The following is a 16,883-nucleotide window of genomic DNA, read 5'->3' as shown; positions in this document are numbered from 1 at the left end:
GCAGATGCTTGCTGCACTTTTTGCAAGCGCACTTACCATCCCGAGTCTCTCCGGCGCATTTGCCGAAGAAGACACGATCAAGGTTGGTATTCTCCATTCGTTGTCGGGCACAATGGCCATTTCCGAAACGACACTCAAAGACGCCATGCTGATGCTTATCGAAGAGCAGAACAAGAAGGGTGGCCTTCTGGGTAAAAAGCTTGAGGCTGTTGTCGTGGATCCTGCTTCAGATTGGCCACTCTTCGCTGAAAAGGCACGCCAGCTGATTTCTCAGGATAAGGTCGCAGCCGTGTTCGGTTGCTGGACGTCAGTTTCACGCAAATCGGTTCTACCGGTCTTCAAGGAACTCAACAATATTCTGTTCTACCCGGTGCAGTATGAAGGTGAGGAATCCGAACGCAACGTTTTCTATACGGGCGCGGCACCAAACCAGCAGGCAATCCCTGCTGTTGACTATCTGATGGAGAATGAAGGTGTTGAACGCTGGGTTCTGGAAGGCACCGACTACGTCTACCCGCGCACAACCAACAAGATTCTCGAAGCTTATCTGCTGTCCAAGGGTGTGAAGCCTGAGGATATCCGCGTCAACTATACGCCGTTCGGCTTTTCGGACTGGCAGACGGAAGTGGCGGCGATCAAGGGCTTCGGTGCGGCAGGCAAAAAGACCGCTGTGGTTTCCACTGTCAATGGCGATGCCAACGTTCCGTTCTATAAGGAACTCGCCAATCAGGGCATCAAGGCAGAAGACATCCCGGTCGTGGCTTTCTCGGTTGGTGAGGAAGAACTGGCCGGTATCGACACTGCGCCGCTGGTCGGCCATCTTGCAGCGTGGAACTATTTCGAGTCGGTTGAGAATCCGACCAATGCCAAGTTCATTGAAACCTGGCACGCTTTCACCAAAGATGACAAGCGCGTCACCAACGATCCGATGGAAGCATCGTTTATCGGTTTCAACATGTGGCTCAAGGCTGTCGAAAAGGCCGGAACCATCGATCAGGACGCTGTGATCGATGCAATGGTTGGCGTCTCCGTGCCCAACCTTTCAGGCGGCTATTCGACTATGATGCCCAACCATCATATCACCAAGCCGGTGCTGATTGGCGAAATCCAGTCGAACGGTCAGTTTGAAATTGTCAGCCAGACGCCAGGGCTCATTGTTGGTGATGAGTGGTCCGACTATCTGCCGGATTCCAAGAACCTGATCTCGGATTGGCGCAAGCCGATGTCTTGCGGCAATTTCAACGTCGAAACCGGCAAATGCGGCGGTCAGGGTGGATCCTGATAACGGGGGATGCAGAGGGCGGGCATGAACAGGCCCGCCCCTTGCAGTGCGAAGACCTGAACGGGTCACAATCCAGAATGCAGTTCTAACGAAGGAAGTCAGCCATGGAGCGCCGGATACGGGCCATCTTGCTCGTCCTGTCTGTCCTGTTCGCCGTCATGACGACGGCAGCGAGAGCGGATGAATTTCAGGGGCTTGTCGATGCATTGGGCAAGGCGAATTTTACCCAGATGCAGGACCGGATCTCGGCTCTCGCGAGTACTGGTGATGCGCGGGTTGTACCGGTGCTGAATGCACTTGGTGATGGCGATCTCTATACGCGTAAATCTGATGGCCGGGTATTCATCACCAAGGCATCGGGCGCTAGCTTCCAGCTTACGGACCCGATCACCGGCGAAAAGGCTGGAGAGGCGCCGAAAGGCGGGATGGAAAAGGTCAAAGTCAACAATTCCGTGCGCCGTGCAGTTCGCACCGCTCTGGGTGGGCTGACGCTGATGAGTCCCAATCGGGTTGCGCGCCTGAAGGCTGCCGAAATCGTCGCTGCAAGCCCGGACGCAGACGCGCTTGAGCCAATCGAAGCTGCGCTTTCCAAGGAACAGGACAGCGTAATCCGGACAGTGCTGGAAAAGGCGCAGTCCGCGTCGCTTCTGATTTCCGATCGCCCGCTCGATGACAAGCTCCGGGCGGCACAGTTCCTTCAGGATCATGGGGATCGTTCCACCTTGTCGGTTTTGAGCGCCGCCCGCGCCAATGCGCAGCCTGAGCTTGTAGTGGCGCTCGATGGAGCCATCGCGCATATCGAGCAAAGACAGGCCTTGTGGGATGTCGGACAGAATGTCTGGTATGGGTTGTCACTCGGCTCGGTGCTGCTGCTCGCCGCCATCGGCCTTGCAATTACCTTCGGCGTCATGGGCATCATCAATATGGCACATGGCGAAATGGTCATGCTGGGTGCTTATGTCACTTACGTGGTGCAGGACGTTATTCGCACCAGTTACCCCGGCCTGTTCGACTGGTCGCTTGCTATTGCTTTGCCATTGGCATTCCTGTTCACGGCGCTGGTCGGGTTGATGATCGAACGCGGTGTTATCCGGTTCCTCTATGGACGTCCGCTTGAAACCTTGTTGGCGACATGGGGTATTTCCCTGATCCTGCAACAGGCTGTACGTACGGTATTCGGACCAACCAATCGTGAAGTCGGCAATCCATCGTGGATGTCGGGCGCATTCGAACTGGGCGGTATGACCATCACATGGAACCGCTTCTGGATCATCCTGTTTTCGATGGCCGTTTTCTTCACACTACTGGCTCTATTGAAACGATCGAATTTTGGCCTGCAAATGCGTGCTGTCACCCAAAACCGGCGCATGGCGTCGTCAATGGGTATCCGGACACCCTATGTGGATGCGTTCACCTTCGCATTGGGTTCGGGAATAGCAGGCATAGCGGGTGTCGCGCTGTCGCAGATCGATAATGTGTCGCCCAATCTCGGACAGGGCTACATCATCGACAGCTTCATGGTGGTGGTGTTCGGCGGCGTCGGCAATCTGTGGGGCACACTGGTTGGCGCATTCTCGCTCGGTATCCTGAACAAGTTCCTCGAACCTTACGCCGGCGCGGTGCTCGGCAAGATCCTGGTGCTTGTGCTCATCATTCTCTTTATTCAGAAGCGCCCGCGCGGCTTGTTCGCTCTCAAGGGCAGGGCGGTGGAAGCATGATTACGGCATTTTTGTTCCAAAAACTCGACCGCGGTGTCTTTATCGCCGCTGCAATCCTGATTGCTGCCGCTTTTGCTGTTCCGGTGCTTAATCTGCTGACAGCATCCGATCATCCGCTGCATGTGCCAACCTATATGGTGTCGCTCCTTGGCAAGTATCTGACCTATGCCCTGCTGGCACTGGCGCTCGATCTGGTCTGGGGATTCTGTGGTATTCTCTCACTCGGCCATGCTGCGTTTTTTGCGCTCGGCGGCTATGCAATGGGTATGTATCTGGTGCGTCAAATCGGCGTGCGCGGGGTTTATGGCAATCCGGACCTGCCGGACTTTATGGTGTTCCTTAACTGGAAAGAACTGCCATGGTACTGGTTTGGCTTCGACCATTTCTGGTTCGCTTTCCTGATGGTGCTGCTGGTGCCGGGCTTGCTGGCCTTCGTGTTCGGCTGGTTTGCCTTCCGCTCCCGTGTGACTGGCGTCTATCTGTCGATCATTACCCAAGCCATGACCTATGCCTTGATGCTGGCTTTCTTCCGCAACGAGATGGGTTTTGGTGGCAATAACGGTCTGACGGATTTTAAGGATATTCTGGGTTTTAACATTCAGGCCGATGGTACGCGCGCCTCTCTCTTCGCCGTCTCCGCAATCGTGTTGGCCATGGCGCTGGTCTTCAGTTCGGCTGTCGTCAAATCGAAATTCGGCAAGGTGCTCGTCAGCGTACGTGATGCCGAGAGCCGCACGCGGTTTTTGGGTTACCGCCCGGAAAACTACAAGCTCTTCATTTTTACGGTTTCGGCGATGATGGCCGCTGTGGCGGGCGCACTCTATGTGCCACAGGTCGGCATCATCAATCCGGGCGAATTTGCTCCAGCCAATTCCATCGAAGTCGTCATCTGGACTGCGGTCGGGGGGCGAGCAACCCTCGTAGGACCGGTGATCGGTGCAGTGTTGGTCAATTTCGGCAAGAGCGTCTTCACTACTGCTTTTCCGGAAATGTGGCTGTTCGTGCTGGGAGCGCTGTTCGTCGCCGTTACTCTGTTCCTGCCAAAAGGCATTGTCGGCACATTCCGGTCACTCATGGCTTCACGTCAATCCGTAAAGGCATCCGCCGGGAACGACACGGCAGTGCAAGCCAAATTGCAAACGACACCAGCGGAGTAAGATAGATCATGACAGAAAGCCCCAACACTCTGCTTTATCTCAACGGTGTTTCCGTTTCCTTCGATGGGTTCAAGGCGCTTAATGCGCTGTCCTTCGTCGTCGAGCCGGGCGAGCTGCGTGCCATTATTGGTCCGAATGGTGCTGGCAAGACGACGATGATGGACATCATTACCGGTAAGACAAAGCCGGATGAGGGGGAGGTGTTTTTTGAGGGTAATATCGATCTCACCAAGAAGGATGAGGCTGACATTGCCCAGATTGGAATTGGTCGCAAGTTCCAGAAGCCGACCGTGTTCGAGAGCCACACTGTCTGGGACAACATCGAGCTTGCACTCGACCGTAAGCGGGGTGTCTGGGCGACATTGTTCTATCGTCAGGACAAGGCAGATAGCGAGCGCATCCAGGAGATACTCAAAACAGTGCGCCTTTGGGCGCGGCGCGATGAACTCGCCACCAATCTTTCTCATGGTCAAAAGCAGTGGCTCGAAATCGGTATGTTACTTGCTCAAGAGCCCAAGCTTTTGCTGGTCGATGAACCGGTCGCGGGCATGACGGACGCTGAAACGGCTGAAACCGCTATTCTTCTTAAGGCAATCGCCAAGACGCGCTCTGTTGTGGTGGTGGAACACGATATGGGTTTTATCCGCGAGCTGGGCGTGAAGGTGACATGCCTTGCTGAGGGCAGCGTGCTTGCCGAAGGATCGATCGATTTCGTCAGTTCTGATCCGAAAGTGATCGAAAATTACCTTGGGCGCTAGAAAGGCTTACGGATGTTGAACGTTGAAAATGTGAGCCTTCATTATGGTGCGGCACAGGCCTTGCGCGGAGTGTCGCTGAAGGCGGAAGCAGGGCGGATTACCTGTGTTCTGGGCCGCAACGGTGTTGGCAAGACCAGCTTACTGCGCGCAATTACCGGACAGCAGGCTCTAAGCGGCGGGCATGTCGTGTTCGACAATGAAGATATGAAGGCCCTGCCGCCTTATGCGCGTGCCAGCCGAGGCATGGGCTATGTTCCGCAGGGACGCGAAATATTCCCGCTTTTAACTGTGAAGGAGAACCTCGAAACCGGCTATGCTTTGCTCAAACGTTCGGAGCGCTCTATTCCAGCCGAGATATTCAATCTCTTTCCGGTGCTGAAAGACATGCTGCCGCGTCGGGGCGGCGATCTGTCGGGTGGTCAGCAGCAGCAACTGGCCATCGGTCGTGCCATGGTTTTGAAACCGCGCATTCTGGTGCTCGATGAGCCGACAGAAGGCATCCAACCTTCCATCATCAAGGATATTGGCCGTGCTATCCGCTATCTGCGCGACTCGACCGGAATGGCCATACTGCTGGTTGAGCAATATCTCGACTTTTGCCGCGAACTTGCAGATCATGTTTATATCATGGATCGCGGCGAGATCGTTCTGGAGGGAGCCGCCGACGTGCTGGATACGCCGAAAGCCAGAAGTCATCTGACTGTTTAGGATAGCGACGAAATCTGTCGATCAGCCAGCCGTTGGGAATAGTCTGCCTTGTTTACCGATGGCTTTTTGCCAATAACTATCTCAGAAAATGTATATGTGGTCGGCGAGAGTGCGGGGAAGTCTCCACGCGCGCTTCGATACAGAAGACATCCATGAGAAGCTGCTCATTGATGACGTCTTCCGGGATTCCAGCAGCCACTATTTTGCCGTCCTTCATGACGATCAGTTCATCACAGAACATGGCTGCATGATTGAGGTCATGCAGCGCAATAATGCTCGTGATCGACAAGTCCGAGACAAGTCTAAGCAAACTCATCTGATGCTGAATATCCAGATGGTTTGTCGGCTCGTCAAGGATGAGTTCTTTTGGCTTCTGCGCCAGTGCTCTTGCGATATGTACGCGCTGTTTTTCGCCACCCGACAGGCTTTGCCAATGATCATTTCGCTTGGTCTTCATGCCGGTGCGTTCAAGTGCATCTTCCACCGCGGTATCATCCATACCTGTCCAGCCGGAGAACAATGAGCGGTGCGGAAAGCGCCCAAGCTTCACGACATCAATGACTTTGAGATTGGCATTGGTCGTTGCGTGTTGTTCCACAAATGCAATCCGCTGTGCGATATTGCGTCGGGAAATTTTGCTGATATCCGTTTCATCGAGCATGACGCGTCCGCAATGAGGACGCTTTAGTCCGGCGACCAAACGCAGCAAGGACGTCTTTCCCGACCCGTTTGGTCCCAGAAGCCCCAGCATCTTTCCTGGCTTCGCTTCAAAAGACACGCCATCGAGAATGGTTTTCTTGCCAATCTTCCAGGTGATATTGTCGGCGATGATTGTCATGATGCGCGCTGAAACCGGTAAAGAATGATCGAAAAGAACGGCACCCCGACCAGTGCGGTGACAACGCCAATCGGCAAGACCTGCTGCGGTATCAGTGCACGTGACGCAATATCGGCGAGCACCATGAAAATTGCACCGACAATGGCACAGGCTGGCAGCAATCTTATGTGCAGCGGTCCCACAATGAAACGGGCGGCATGAGGCACAACCAGCCCGACAAAGCCAATTGATCCAACCATGCTGACGATGGTTGCTGTCATCATTGCGGTCAGCGCAAACAGGACAAGGCGGGCGCGTCCCACATTGACCCCGAGCGAGGAAGCAGCTTCGTCGCCAAAGGCAAATGCGTCGAGTACATGCGCATAAAGAAGACAGGCGATAAGTGCAAAGCCTACGACCACAGAAACCAGCATGAATTCTGGCCAGCGAACGCCACCAAAACTGCCGAGCAACCAGAACATCACGTCGCGGGCCTGCTGTGCGTTGCCCGATGTCGTAACAATATAGGATGTCGCGGCATTGAAAAGTTGTGAAGCTGCGACGCCTGCAAGAATGGTGCGATCAGCGCCGCCCCGTGTCCCATTGGAGAGAAGAGCTACGAAGAAGAAGGCAGCAAAAGCGCCTATAAAAGCGCCTGCGGACAGTGAAACAGCACCGGCTCCAATGCCAAGAATGACCACGGCAACTGCGCCGGTTGATGCACCAGCCGAAATACCCAAAACATAGGGTTCGGCTAACGGATTGCGCAAAAGCGATTGCATGATCGCGCCCGACAGAGCAAGGCCGGCACCGCAAAATGCGGCAACAAGAGCCCGACTTAAACGATAATCCCAAATCACCGTCTCATGAATGCGATTGAGTTCGACCGCACTCCACCCAAGGCGATTGGTGATCGCAGCAAAAGTCGTTGAGAGTGGGATCGGCAAATCGCCGATCCCGACGCTTAAACCCACAACAAGTCCGATTGCGAAAAGAGACGCCAGCAGTACAAGCCCAAATATGCCCCAATGCCTTAAAGGATGGCGCCTTAAGCGATGACTCAGATCACTCACTTGAGGATACCAAGTGCTTTCAATTGCTCTGCAACCTGTTCCGCACCATAGATCGTGCGGATGGTCGGGTTCATAGCCTGACCGTCCATGACGGCGATTGCCTTGTTTTTGACGGCGGGCATCTGGCTGACGGCCGGGTCGGAGTTCAGGAATGCAATCTTGGCCTCAGGCTTATCAAGTTCCCAACGATTGCGATCAAGATTGGCCACAACGATGACGTCGGGATTTGCAGCGATGATGCTTTCCCAACCAAGGGTTGGCCATTCTGCCTCGGCTTTGATGGCATTTTCGCCGCCAAGTACATTCGCAATGAAACTTGATGCGCCGTTTCCGCCACCCAGATAAGCATCCGCTGATGGAGACTGGCTGGAGAACCAGAAGACATAGGAAAGCTTTTTTCCGCCTGTAGGGACACTGGCTCTCAACGCAGCTTCACGGGCTTTGAAATCGGCAATGAGCCGCTGCCCGCGATCGGCAACGTCAAAAATCTGCGACAGCTCATCGATCTCATTGTAAAGGAGATTCATGTTCCACAATTCGTCTCGGCTGCCATATTCATCCTTGACCTGTTCCGTGCTCAGGCAGGTGCTTGGCGACAGATAGGTTGGAATACCGACCTTGTCGAAATCTTCGCGCTTGGCGACCTTGCTGCTTTTTCCAATCAGGCTCGGCAATGATGCAGCAACGAAATCCGGGTTCTCCGCAAGGATGGATTCAAAAGTCGGGAACTCCACTGTCAGAAGCTTTACTTTTGAATTGGCCGCTTCAAGCTGCGGGAGGACTTTACTCGGCCAAAAAGCGGTTCCGGCCATCTTGTCTTCGAGACCGAGAAGCAGAAGAATTTCAGCACTGTTCTGACCAAGGCCGATAGCGCGCGCGGGGGCTTTTTCGAAGGTGACTTTCGCACCGCAATTTTCAATCGTCAGCGGATATTTGGTCGAAGATGCGGTGGCGGGGTTGATCTGAAAAGTAAGTAGGGCAGCGAGGCCTGAAACAGCCAGAAGAGATTTCATTGCTATCAAGGGAGGAGTCCTGAGTTGAGACCAATAACTGTGGCGTGCCTAAAACATTTAATTCCCTATAATCCAGATGTTAACGCCAAAACAAGAGACAAATGGTCATATTTGAATTTGGTCTAATTTGCCGTTGCATACTTTGCCTCATCATCTCCGAATTTATTTCGATAGATGACCGCGCGCATTTTGCTAGAGTGCTGGCGGAAAACTAAGTTCAGCTAGGAACCCGTCTTTTTGACCATCTGCCGGAGATGACAGCCGAAGATTAGCACGCATCTGATTTGCAATTTCGATCACAATCGGCAGTCCCAGCCCAGATCCTGCCGATGGGGTTCTACCGCGTCCAAACCTTTGTTGCACTGCAGTAAGCTCATCAATGGTCAGCGTTGCACCCCCATTTATCACCTGGATTGTGGCATCCGAGCCTACCAGAACTCTAACCGGTTGATCTTGAGCGCCGTGCAATAATGCGTTCTCAATCAAATTTCGCATAACTATTGCGAACATATCTTCATTAATCATTTTCACCAACGAAGAGCGCGCATCTCGCTCATATACCAAGCGGTGACTAGACAGATCTGAACGCCTGAAATCTTCAACGATAATATCGAGTACTCGCAATAAGTCGTAGGGTGTTTCTGAAATAGCAATATTCGCTTCGGCGCGAGCCAGTTGCATCAGCTTTTCAACAAGATGCATTAGTTTTTGGAGAGAATCTTCAATCTGCTCAACACGTGATCTCGTGGTTTTGCTTTTCACTTCATTTTTTAGCAATTGGACATGAGCAAGTGCACCGGCGATCGGAGTGCGGAGTTCGTGGGCGCTGTTGGATGTAAATGTGCGCTCCGCGTCCAAAGTGGATCTTACGCGCCTCATAAGCAGATTTACCGATTGAACGATTGGTTGGAGTTCAAATGCGAGATTGTCAATCTCGACAGGTGTTAAATCTCCGGAATCCTTCTGCGCGATTGCTTCTCGCAAGTTACCCACGGGGTTAACCGCGTGGCGTGCGACCATCCGGATTAAGTAGAGACTTAAAGGTATAAGCACCAGCACCGGGAGAAGGAGCGCCAATGCACTTTCATTGATGGCCTCTCTTCTGTTTTTCAGTTGATCGGCCACCTGAATGAATATTGCCCCATCTTGGGCTGCCACAGTGAAATAACGTGCTATGTCGTCTTCCCAAAATCCCTGGACAAGAGGGGCAGGAAAGGGTTCGCTGTTGGTTTTCGATGAATGCAGCAGGACCTGGCCTGCGCTGTCTTTCGCCTGATAGGTGAGGTATTGTCTGGACGAAGAATTGGGAATTTCCAGAGATATGGCTGATTGCGTCAGTTCGCGTCGAGCAATATCATCCACAATCAAGGGGGCCAGGCGCTCCGTGGTTTCCTGAAGGGAACTGTCGAAAATCTCGGCGAGTTCGTCATGCATCACAACAATTCCGCCGACCGCTGCTCCTATCCAGAACAAGACCACCATAGCAGTAACGGAAAACATGAGCCTGCCGATCATGCTCGGTGGTTTCATTGCCGACCCTCAATTTTGTAACCCACCCCACGCACAGTCGTTACAAGATTGCGCCCCAGTTTTTTACGCAGTCGGCTGATATAAACTTCGACCGTATTACTCTCGATTTCTGAACCGAAAGCATAAAGAGCTTCCTCGATTTGGGGTTTTGATACCACAGCCCCGGTTCTCTGCAAAAGCCGATCCAGGATTGCCCATTCACGCCCCGTTAGCACAATTTCTCCTGCGTCAGATTGAATCCGGCGATCAGCAACGCTTACCTTTAATTCTCCCAGTCTCACTGATGAGCCGCTGTTGCCCGCATGTCTGCGAGACACCGCATGCATCCGGGCGGTTAGTTCGTTCAGATTAAATGGCTTAACAAGATAATCATCTGCACCTTCATTCAGACCCTCGATCCGATCCGATATCTGATCATGCGCAGTCAGAATAATGACAGGGGTGTGATTTCCAGACGAGCGCATATCTTTGAGAAGTTTTAATCCACTTCCATCTGGCAGTCTGAGATCCAGGAGGACGAGTCCATAGATCACAGAAGCCAGAGAAAGCGCGGCGTTCTCGATGTTTTTCATCCAGTCTACCGCATTTCCTTGAGCTGAAACGTGATCACGGACGGCCGCGCCCAGCGTTTCGTCGTCTTCAATGAGTAGCACTCTCAACCGGTAAACTCCCTGCAGATGAATTATCTGAGCAAGTTTGACCACTTGGTCCTCCGATTCAAGCCTAGTTTTGCTGTTCGTCATTGATCTTATGGTTCGAAGCCATACCGGGCTCGAAACTCAACACGTTCCGGGGGACACAATGTAATCTCGCGGCAATCTCGTGCAAATGTCATTTTGTGGTTTGGAAAGTCGTCAGCTTTGAGTCCGCTTTCCGACATAGAGAAAGCGTATCCAGATCGCTCGAGTAAAGCTCGGTCCGCACGTTCATAAGCCCCAGAACAGTATGAAAGAGTTTGTCGTGTGTCTGTTCTGCGGATGCTTCACGAGAGAGACATGCCTGATCGATCGTGGATTTCGCTTCGGCTCCCAACCAGAGAACGAAAGGCACGTGTGTCTGTTCCGAAGGTGCAATAAAATATGGAGCACCATGAAGATAGAGACCAAACTCACCCAGAGATTCACCGTGATCCGACATGTACAGGAGTGATACGTCGAGATCGCCTTGACGCTGACGCAGCTTTTGAATGAGCGACGCAAGAATATGATCGGTGTAGGCAATTGTGTTGTCGTACGCATTCACGATTTCTTCGTTCGTACATTTGGAAAAATCAGAGCTTCTGCAGTCTGGAGTGAAGCGGCGATATTCTTCTGGATAACGCAGATAATATGCGGGACCATGACTGCCGAGTTGATGCACCACCAAAACCGTGTCCTGTTTAACGCCGTCCAGCCAGTTACCTACTCTGTCCAGAATTACCCCATCACGGCATTCGCCGTTTTCACAGAATTTTGGATCATTCAGACTGGACAATGATTGGTTTTCAACACGGTCTGCGACGCCTTTATGCCCTGTGTTATTGTCCCACCATTCTACGTGAATGCCTGCGTGCTTCAGGACATCAAGGAGGTTCTCTGTCTCAATTCCCTTTTGATGAGAATACTGAGCCCGCGGATATTTGGAGAACATGCACGGAAGTGATACTGCCGTTATTGTTCCGCAACTGGTTGTATTGGAGAAATAGGTGATATCCTCCTGCTTGAGCTCGGGATTGGTCTCCTTACGATAACCTCCCAGCGAGAAGGATTCCGCACGAGCAGTCTCACCCGCAACGACGATCAGAAGTCGCGGCTTACGAAGCGTGCCGCTACCATCGGCCACGGTCGCATCCAATCCAATAGGTTGAACGATGATGTTTCGGCTATTGTTTGTCCGCAGTCCAAGCTTAACTGCGCTCGCTATAGGCATTACAGGATTGAGTGTTGAAATCCATTCCTTGTGTTCGCGACCGAGCGAAATGAATGTGCTCGCTTGAGATAAGAACAGCGCAATAGCAATTAACAGGGCGGGAAATATATAAGCTGAGTTCTGTTTGACCTTTGCAATGATATTACGGTGTTCTATCTTCACCCAAACGATGAGACATGCTGGAAGTACGCCAAAAATTGCAATATGACTTAGAAACGCAAAGTTGATGAGGTGCCCAGCTTCCGCATTCGTCGTGTCGACAACACTTTGCAACATCTCGACATCGATAATCGTTCCGAACTGATCGGCAAACCAAGATGCTGTTGCTGAAGTCATGATCAGCAGTATGAAGAGTGGTTTCGTGATGTATTTTGCGGATACCGTAATGCACAATGCGAGAAGCAAGCAAAATATACCCGCCAGCAGGGTAAATAATGCAGGCGTTGATAAAAGCTCAAGAGAGCGAGACCAAAATGTCTTATTGTTTGCGGCAGTCAGATAGCCTGCAACAATGAAACTCAAAGTCACGCTATCTATTCGCGGCCGCCAAAAGTGTTTTTTCCAGATTGCCATATTTGAATATCCTAATGAGCAGGCAATGCTGCCCACGTCTAGGCTGGGTAAATGGGCCCCATTTCTGACAGAGAGCTGAACGGCGTTTCAGGAACTAAAAAAACTTGGGGCCCGATACGACGGCAGTTCGGATTAGCGTCAGGCTTTTAGGTTCCGGCTGTTGCTGCATTCCTGTCGCAACGAGACTTAAGTTCCCCAATTTTCTGAGCACACAAAATGCGCGAAGGACGAGAGATCGGAGAGAGGGAGACGATTTCAAGTTCACACGAGGATAAGATTGATGGCCAGCCGCATCTTTGTCAGGTGTCTCAGGCTTACGCAACTTGAATCAACGCGCAGACGGAGCTGGAAACGCCTGTCTTACCTTGCAAAACAGTCTCAAATCATTCGGCGGCGGGCAGATCAAACCGTTAACTTTTTCTGGGGTACATTGAAAATAGCTAATATAGCAACCATGAGGCGTAAAATTCTCTAGGTTTGGCGCATGAAGTAAAGTCGCTCCACACTCCGGTGACGCGTGTGATTTCACTTCAAAAACATCGGGGGACGTACCAAATAATGATGACGGTATTTGGGTGCATCACATATGAACATGACCTTTCTCTGGTCATCATCGCTGCTCTTGTCTGCGGTGCTGGCTCTTGGGCCGCTATACGCCTGTTTCGGCGAGCGGTGGCCACGACGTCGACGGAAAAGCTTGCCTGGCTCGTACTGACAGCGCTGGTTGCGGGCGCAGCAATCTGGTGCACGCACTTTATTGCTATGCTGGGTTTTCAGCCGGGCGTACCAATAGGCTTCGATCCGATTCTGACGATCGTGTCCTTGCTCGTCGCAATGGCTGGCGCGGTTTGCGGTTTCGCCATTGCTGCCAGCTCGATCACGCGTCTGGCTCCGGCAATCGGCGGTGCTGTCGTTGGTATTGCGATCGCTGCCATGCATTATACCGGTATGATGGCCTATCGCGTACAGGGCATTGTCTCGTGGGATATTTCGTATCTCGTGGTGTCGGTTGTGCTTTCAGTCACTCTTTCGACCCTCGCTCTGCAATTTGCTGCGCGCCGAAACACGTCTGCTGACAGATATGCCGATAGCTATATCGCTACCGGAATCTTGGTGCTGGCCATTGTCAGCCTGCATTTCACGGGGATGACGGCCTTCCGCGTTGAACCGCTTTTGGTTGATGGCAACTTCTCCAATCCGGAAGCGTTGCGCGCCCTTGCCCTTGTCGTCGCTGGCGTTGCTGTTCCGGTCGTCGGAGCAGGGCTCGCCAGCCATCTCATCGACAACCGTGCCCGCACCGAGGCTTCAGAAGCTCTCAGTAACATGTCGAACGGCCTCGTCATGATCGCAGGAAACGGTACGATCCGACTTTTCAATGATCGCGTCCGAAGCATGCTCGGCCTGTCGCAGGAGCAACTGTACGTTGGCATGAGTATTGATCAGTATGTTCGCAATATCGGCTTTAATGAACGATGGAACGAAGCTGAACTACAGGAGGCCATTGCTGAGATCGGGGCCTGGCAAACACAGTCTTCGGGTAGCCGCATTGAGCGCCATTTCAACAATGGCACGATCCTGAGTATTTCATGCCAGCCGATTCCTGATGGTGGCGCGATCCTGACTTATGACGATGTGACGGAAGCTCGTCATGGCCAGAAGCAGATCACCCACATGGCGTTTCATGATGCTTTGACCGGATTGCCCAACCGGCGCAGCTTTTCCGAACAGATCGAGATACTTTCAAAGACCGGCCCTTTTGTCATGTTGATGCTCGATCTCGACCGATTCAAGACAGTCAATGACACGCTCGGCCATGCGGTTGGTGATCAGCTTTTGGTTGAGGCAGCGCGTCGTCTGCGCAACAACTGCCGTCCATCCGATATGCTGTTTCGCCTGGGTGGCGACGAAATGGCCATGCTTGGTAAGCTGACACAAGATCATGCTGAACCGCTGGCGGATCGTATGATAGGGGCGTTTGCGCGCCCATTTGAAGTTGGTGCACATAAGGTCACGGTCGGTCTCAGCATCGGCGTTGCCACGGCCAATCGAGGTGATGATCCTGAGTTCGTTCAGCGCATGGCGGATCTCGCACTTTATAAGGCCAAGGGGGATGGGCGCGGTCGCGCTGAAATCTATCGCGATGGCATGATCGAGGAGGCTGCACAGCGCCGCCGTGTAGAGAGCGATCTGGCGCTCGCCGTACATGCAGGTCAGTTCGAGCTATATTATCAACCGCTCTACACTCTCCCCAATCGTGATCTTGCTGGGTTTGAGGCACTGCTGCGCTGGCATCATCCCGAACGTGGTATGGTGTCACCAACTGAATTCATTCCGATTGCTGAGCAATGTGGTGCGATCATCGATATCGGAGCGTGGGTCATTGACGAAGCCTGCCGTCAGGCCGCGCTTTGGCCTGACGACCTCTATGTCTCCATCAACGTCTCTCCGGTGCAATTGCGTTCGGTCGATACGCTTCGGCAGATCACCGAGGCATTGGCCAAATACAAGCTCACGCCTCGCCGCATTGAAGTTGAGATCACCGAAACAGCGATGGCCGAAAACAACGAACAGATTGCGGTTGCCCTCGCGGGGCTCCGAGCGCTCGGTGTCAGGATTGCCATGGATGATTTCGGCACGGGTTATTCCTCACTTGTGCATCTGCGTGAGTTTGAACTGGACCGGATCAAGATCGATCGCAGCTTCATCAGTGCGTCGGACACGGACCCCAACGCTGCCGCTGTTGTGCGTGCCATTACCATAATGGCGAAAGAAATGGCGATTTCCACGACCGGGGAAGGTGTAGAGACTGAAGATCAGCTTACCAGCCTGACCGAATGTGGCTGTGGAACAGCTCAAGGCTATCTGCTTGGTCGGCCGACCGATGCTCGAAGCGCCTCTGTTCTAGCGGGAATAAATCCCGATCTTGCCGCGTAGCAGCTATCTGGTGCGGCGGATTTGAAGTTCCGATCATTTGCGTGGTATTCACGTTTGGGAACTTCAAATCCGTAAACAGCACGAGATTCAATTAAGATTGTGCGGCTCTGTTTTGTTTACGGAGCCGTGCAGATCATTGGCTTATTTCTGGTTCGACCAGTCTTTTTAGCTTGTCGAGCGAATCCTGCCAGCCAAGATAACAAGCTTCAGCCGGGATGATGTCCGGCACACCTTCCTGTACGATGGTGACTTCTGTGCCGACGGATACACCTTTCAGATCAATCGTTACCTTCATTTCGCCGGGCAGGTTGGGGTCGTCGAACGTATCCGTGTAAACGAGACGTTCTCCGGGGACGAGTTCGACATAGGTACCCCCGAACGAGTGTAATTCACCGGTCGTGAAATTTCGAAACGACATTTTATGTTTACCGCCGACCTTGGCAGTTATTTCGTGTACTGTGCACAAGAACCCGTAAGGGGGGAGCCAACTCGCAATTGCATCCGGTTCGATGAATGCGCGGTAAACCTTCTCAGGTTTGGTGGCAATGACACGGTGTAGGCGAATAGTGCTAGGCATGGTTTCCTCCCTATAGCCTTGCTGAGTCGGTCTGGATGACCGTCTTTCGGTTGAAAAGTAATTCCACATATCGATAGAGATGGTCGATGCTTTCTGCTGCGCGCTGTGTATCACCGCTCGCTTTGGCGAGAATAAAAGCACCTTGAATGACGGCCTGAGTATGAAGTGCTAGGCTTTCAGCTGTGAAATCGCGGCGCGCGCCATATTGCTCTATAGCTGCCTTTATATCGGCCACGAGTGTTCCGGCATGCCCTACAATGCTTTCCCAGCACGCTTTTTGAATTGCTGAGCTGGTGCCGTAAGTTTCCTGCGCCATTGTGCCGATAAGACAAGTGAATTCCGGCAGCGTACCCCGGATCAGCTCCTTGCGAAACGCGACATAGGCAAGAACACGATCCAGCGGATCCGTGGATTTATGATAGGGCGCCGCGACGAAAACTGCGCTGGTCGTTTCAGACCAATAATTCGCTGCAGCGACGGCCAAATCTTCTTTGCTCGAAAAATGATGAAAGAAGGCTCCCTTTGAAAGGCCAGCTTCTGTGCAAATGTCGTCGACCGTTGTGGCGGCATAGCCTTTCGACCGAATGACAATCAGTGCTGCATCCAGCAGACTCGGTTTCGTTGAAGGGTTCTGTTTTCTGGCCATTCTCAGTCTCCCTAACGTCAATGTATACCAACCAGTTGGTATTTAATCAAGCGCAAAGGTTGAACGTGAGAAATGATACATGCGTTGAATGCTTCTTCTTCCATATGTGCGCTGTTTGCGTTCATTGGTTTGTGGCTCAATCCCATCGATAGAGCGCTCGGATAGCGCTGCATATATAAGTGCGAACAG

At 52.6% G+C, this 16,883-nt stretch carries 14 protein-coding genes; 6 read left to right on the top strand and 8 right to left on the bottom strand.

The genetic code is table 11. The features are described from left to right. Nucleotides 1-4 precede the first annotated feature (4 nt). The 5 genes from urtA to urtE all read left to right on the top strand — a co-directional run bounded on the left by urtA (nt 5) and on the right by urtE (nt 5,623). Nucleotides 5-1,282 (top strand): urea ABC transporter substrate-binding protein, encoded by a 1,278-nt coding sequence (urtA, locus tag CEV33_RS21585; RefSeq protein ID WP_374818477.1) that lies wholly within the window; start codon nt 5-7, stop codon nt 1,280-1,282. Between the two features lie 104 nt (nt 1,283-1,386). After that, a complete protein-coding gene (gene urtB / locus CEV33_RS21580; RefSeq protein WP_094542427.1) occupies nt 1,387-3,000 on the top strand; it encodes an urea ABC transporter permease subunit UrtB in 1,614 nt (537 codons plus the stop codon). Then, complete coding sequence (gene urtC, locus CEV33_RS21575; protein WP_094542426.1) at nt 2,997-4,157, top strand: urea ABC transporter permease subunit UrtC; 1,161 nt, start codon at nt 2,997-2,999, stop codon at nt 4,155-4,157. The genes urtB and urtC overlap by 4 nt, the downstream gene beginning before the upstream one ends. Nucleotides 4,158-4,165: 8 nt before the next feature. Further along, on the top strand, nt 4,166-4,915 hold the full coding sequence (gene urtD / locus CEV33_RS21570; RefSeq protein ID WP_094542425.1) for an urea ABC transporter ATP-binding protein UrtD: 750 nt from the start codon (nt 4,166-4,168) through the stop codon (nt 4,913-4,915). A 12-nt stretch (nt 4,916-4,927) separates the two neighbouring features. Continuing rightward, entirely contained in the window at nt 4,928-5,623 is a 696-nt protein-coding gene (gene urtE, locus CEV33_RS21565) for an urea ABC transporter ATP-binding subunit UrtE (protein ID WP_094542424.1), read from the top strand. 76 nt (nt 5,624-5,699) lie between these two features. On the opposite strand, the gene CEV33_RS21560 is transcribed toward urtE, so the two are convergent. The 6 genes from CEV33_RS21560 to CEV33_RS21535 form a co-directional block, all read right to left on the bottom strand. After that, on the bottom strand, nt 5,700-6,461 hold the full coding sequence (locus tag CEV33_RS21560; protein WP_094542423.1) for an ABC transporter ATP-binding protein: 762 nt from the start codon (nt 6,459-6,461) through the stop codon (nt 5,700-5,702). Further along, nucleotides 6,458-7,462 carry a FecCD family ABC transporter permease gene (locus CEV33_RS21555; RefSeq protein WP_094542593.1) on the bottom strand — a complete coding sequence of 335 codons (1,005 nt, stop codon included), beginning with the start codon at nt 7,460-7,462 and terminating at the stop codon, nt 6,458-6,460. Before CEV33_RS21555 ends, CEV33_RS21560 begins: the two co-directional genes overlap by 4 nt. A gap of 47 nt (nt 7,463-7,509) precedes the next feature. Then, nucleotides 7,510-8,535, bottom strand: a complete 1,026-nt coding sequence (locus CEV33_RS21550) for an ABC transporter substrate-binding protein (RefSeq protein WP_094542422.1) — start codon at nt 8,533-8,535, stop codon at nt 7,510-7,512. 183 nt (nt 8,536-8,718) lie between these two features. Then, the gene (locus CEV33_RS21545) at nt 8,719-10,056 is read right to left on the bottom strand and encodes a sensor histidine kinase (RefSeq protein WP_094542421.1); all 1,338 of its coding nucleotides are present in this window, start codon (nt 10,054-10,056) and stop codon (nt 8,719-8,721) included. Beyond that, nucleotides 10,053-10,715, bottom strand: a complete 663-nt coding sequence (locus tag CEV33_RS21540) for a response regulator (RefSeq protein ID WP_094542592.1) — start codon at nt 10,713-10,715, stop codon at nt 10,053-10,055. The genes CEV33_RS21545 and CEV33_RS21540 overlap by 4 nt, the downstream gene beginning before the upstream one ends. 172 nt (nt 10,716-10,887) lie before the next feature. After that, the gene (locus tag CEV33_RS21535) at nt 10,888-12,537 is read right to left on the bottom strand and encodes a phosphoethanolamine transferase (RefSeq protein WP_094542420.1); all 1,650 of its coding nucleotides are present in this window, start codon (nt 12,535-12,537) and stop codon (nt 10,888-10,890) included. 558 nt (nt 12,538-13,095) lie between these two features. Between CEV33_RS21535 and CEV33_RS21530 the strand changes: the two genes are divergently transcribed. Next, entirely contained in the window at nt 13,096-15,471 is a 2,376-nt protein-coding gene (locus tag CEV33_RS21530; RefSeq protein ID WP_094542419.1) for a bifunctional diguanylate cyclase/phosphodiesterase, read from the top strand. Nucleotides 15,472-15,604: 133 nt separating this feature from the next. Here the strand turns inward: CEV33_RS21530 and CEV33_RS21525 are convergent, their stop codons facing one another. Both CEV33_RS21525 and CEV33_RS21520 read right to left on the bottom strand, forming a co-directional pair. Then, nucleotides 15,605-16,048: an SRPBCC family protein gene (locus CEV33_RS21525; RefSeq protein ID WP_094542418.1), complete on the bottom strand. Its 444-nt coding sequence runs from the start codon at nt 16,046-16,048 to the stop codon at nt 15,605-15,607. 10 nt (nt 16,049-16,058) lie between these two features. After that, a complete protein-coding gene (locus CEV33_RS21520; protein WP_094542417.1) occupies nt 16,059-16,694 on the bottom strand; it encodes a TetR/AcrR family transcriptional regulator in 636 nt (211 codons plus the stop codon). Nucleotides 16,695-16,883 lie beyond the last annotated feature (189 nt).

This window comes from Brucella grignonensis (assembly GCF_002252505.1).
Lineage (GTDB): Bacteria > Pseudomonadota > Alphaproteobacteria > Rhizobiales > Rhizobiaceae > Brucella > Brucella grignonensis.
This window is presented reverse-complemented; position numbering and strand designations above follow the sequence as displayed.

Bases quoted from the DNA above. Each gene is read 5' to 3' on its own strand.
- urtA (WP_374818477.1), top strand. From the start codon at position 5: ATGCTTGCTGCACTTTTTGCAAGCGCACTTACCATCCCGAGTCTCTCC.
- urtB (WP_094542427.1), top strand. From the start codon at position 1,387: ATGGAGCGCCGGATACGGGCCATCTTGCTCGTCCTGTCTGTCCTGTTC.
- urtC (WP_094542426.1), top strand. From the start codon at position 2,997: ATGATTACGGCATTTTTGTTCCAAAAACTCGACCGCGGTGTCTTTATC.
- urtD (WP_094542425.1), top strand. From the start codon at position 4,166: ATGACAGAAAGCCCCAACACTCTGCTTTATCTCAACGGTGTTTCCGTT.
- urtE (WP_094542424.1), top strand. From the start codon at position 4,928: ATGTTGAACGTTGAAAATGTGAGCCTTCATTATGGTGCGGCACAGGCC.
- CEV33_RS21560 (WP_094542423.1), bottom strand. From the start codon at position 6,461: ATGACAATCATCGCCGACAATATCACCTGGAAGATTGGCAAGAAAACC.
- CEV33_RS21545 (WP_094542421.1), bottom strand. From the start codon at position 10,056: ATGAAACCACCGAGCATGATCGGCAGGCTCATGTTTTCCGTTACTGCT.
- CEV33_RS21535 (WP_094542420.1), bottom strand. From the start codon at position 12,537: ATGGCAATCTGGAAAAAACACTTTTGGCGGCCGCGAATAGATAGCGTG.
- CEV33_RS21530 (WP_094542419.1), top strand. From the start codon at position 13,096: ATGATGACGGTATTTGGGTGCATCACATATGAACATGACCTTTCTCTG.
- CEV33_RS21525 (WP_094542418.1), bottom strand. From the start codon at position 16,048: ATGCCTAGCACTATTCGCCTACACCGTGTCATTGCCACCAAACCTGAG.
- CEV33_RS21520 (WP_094542417.1), bottom strand. From the start codon at position 16,694: ATGGCCAGAAAACAGAACCCTTCAACGAAACCGAGTCTGCTGGATGCA.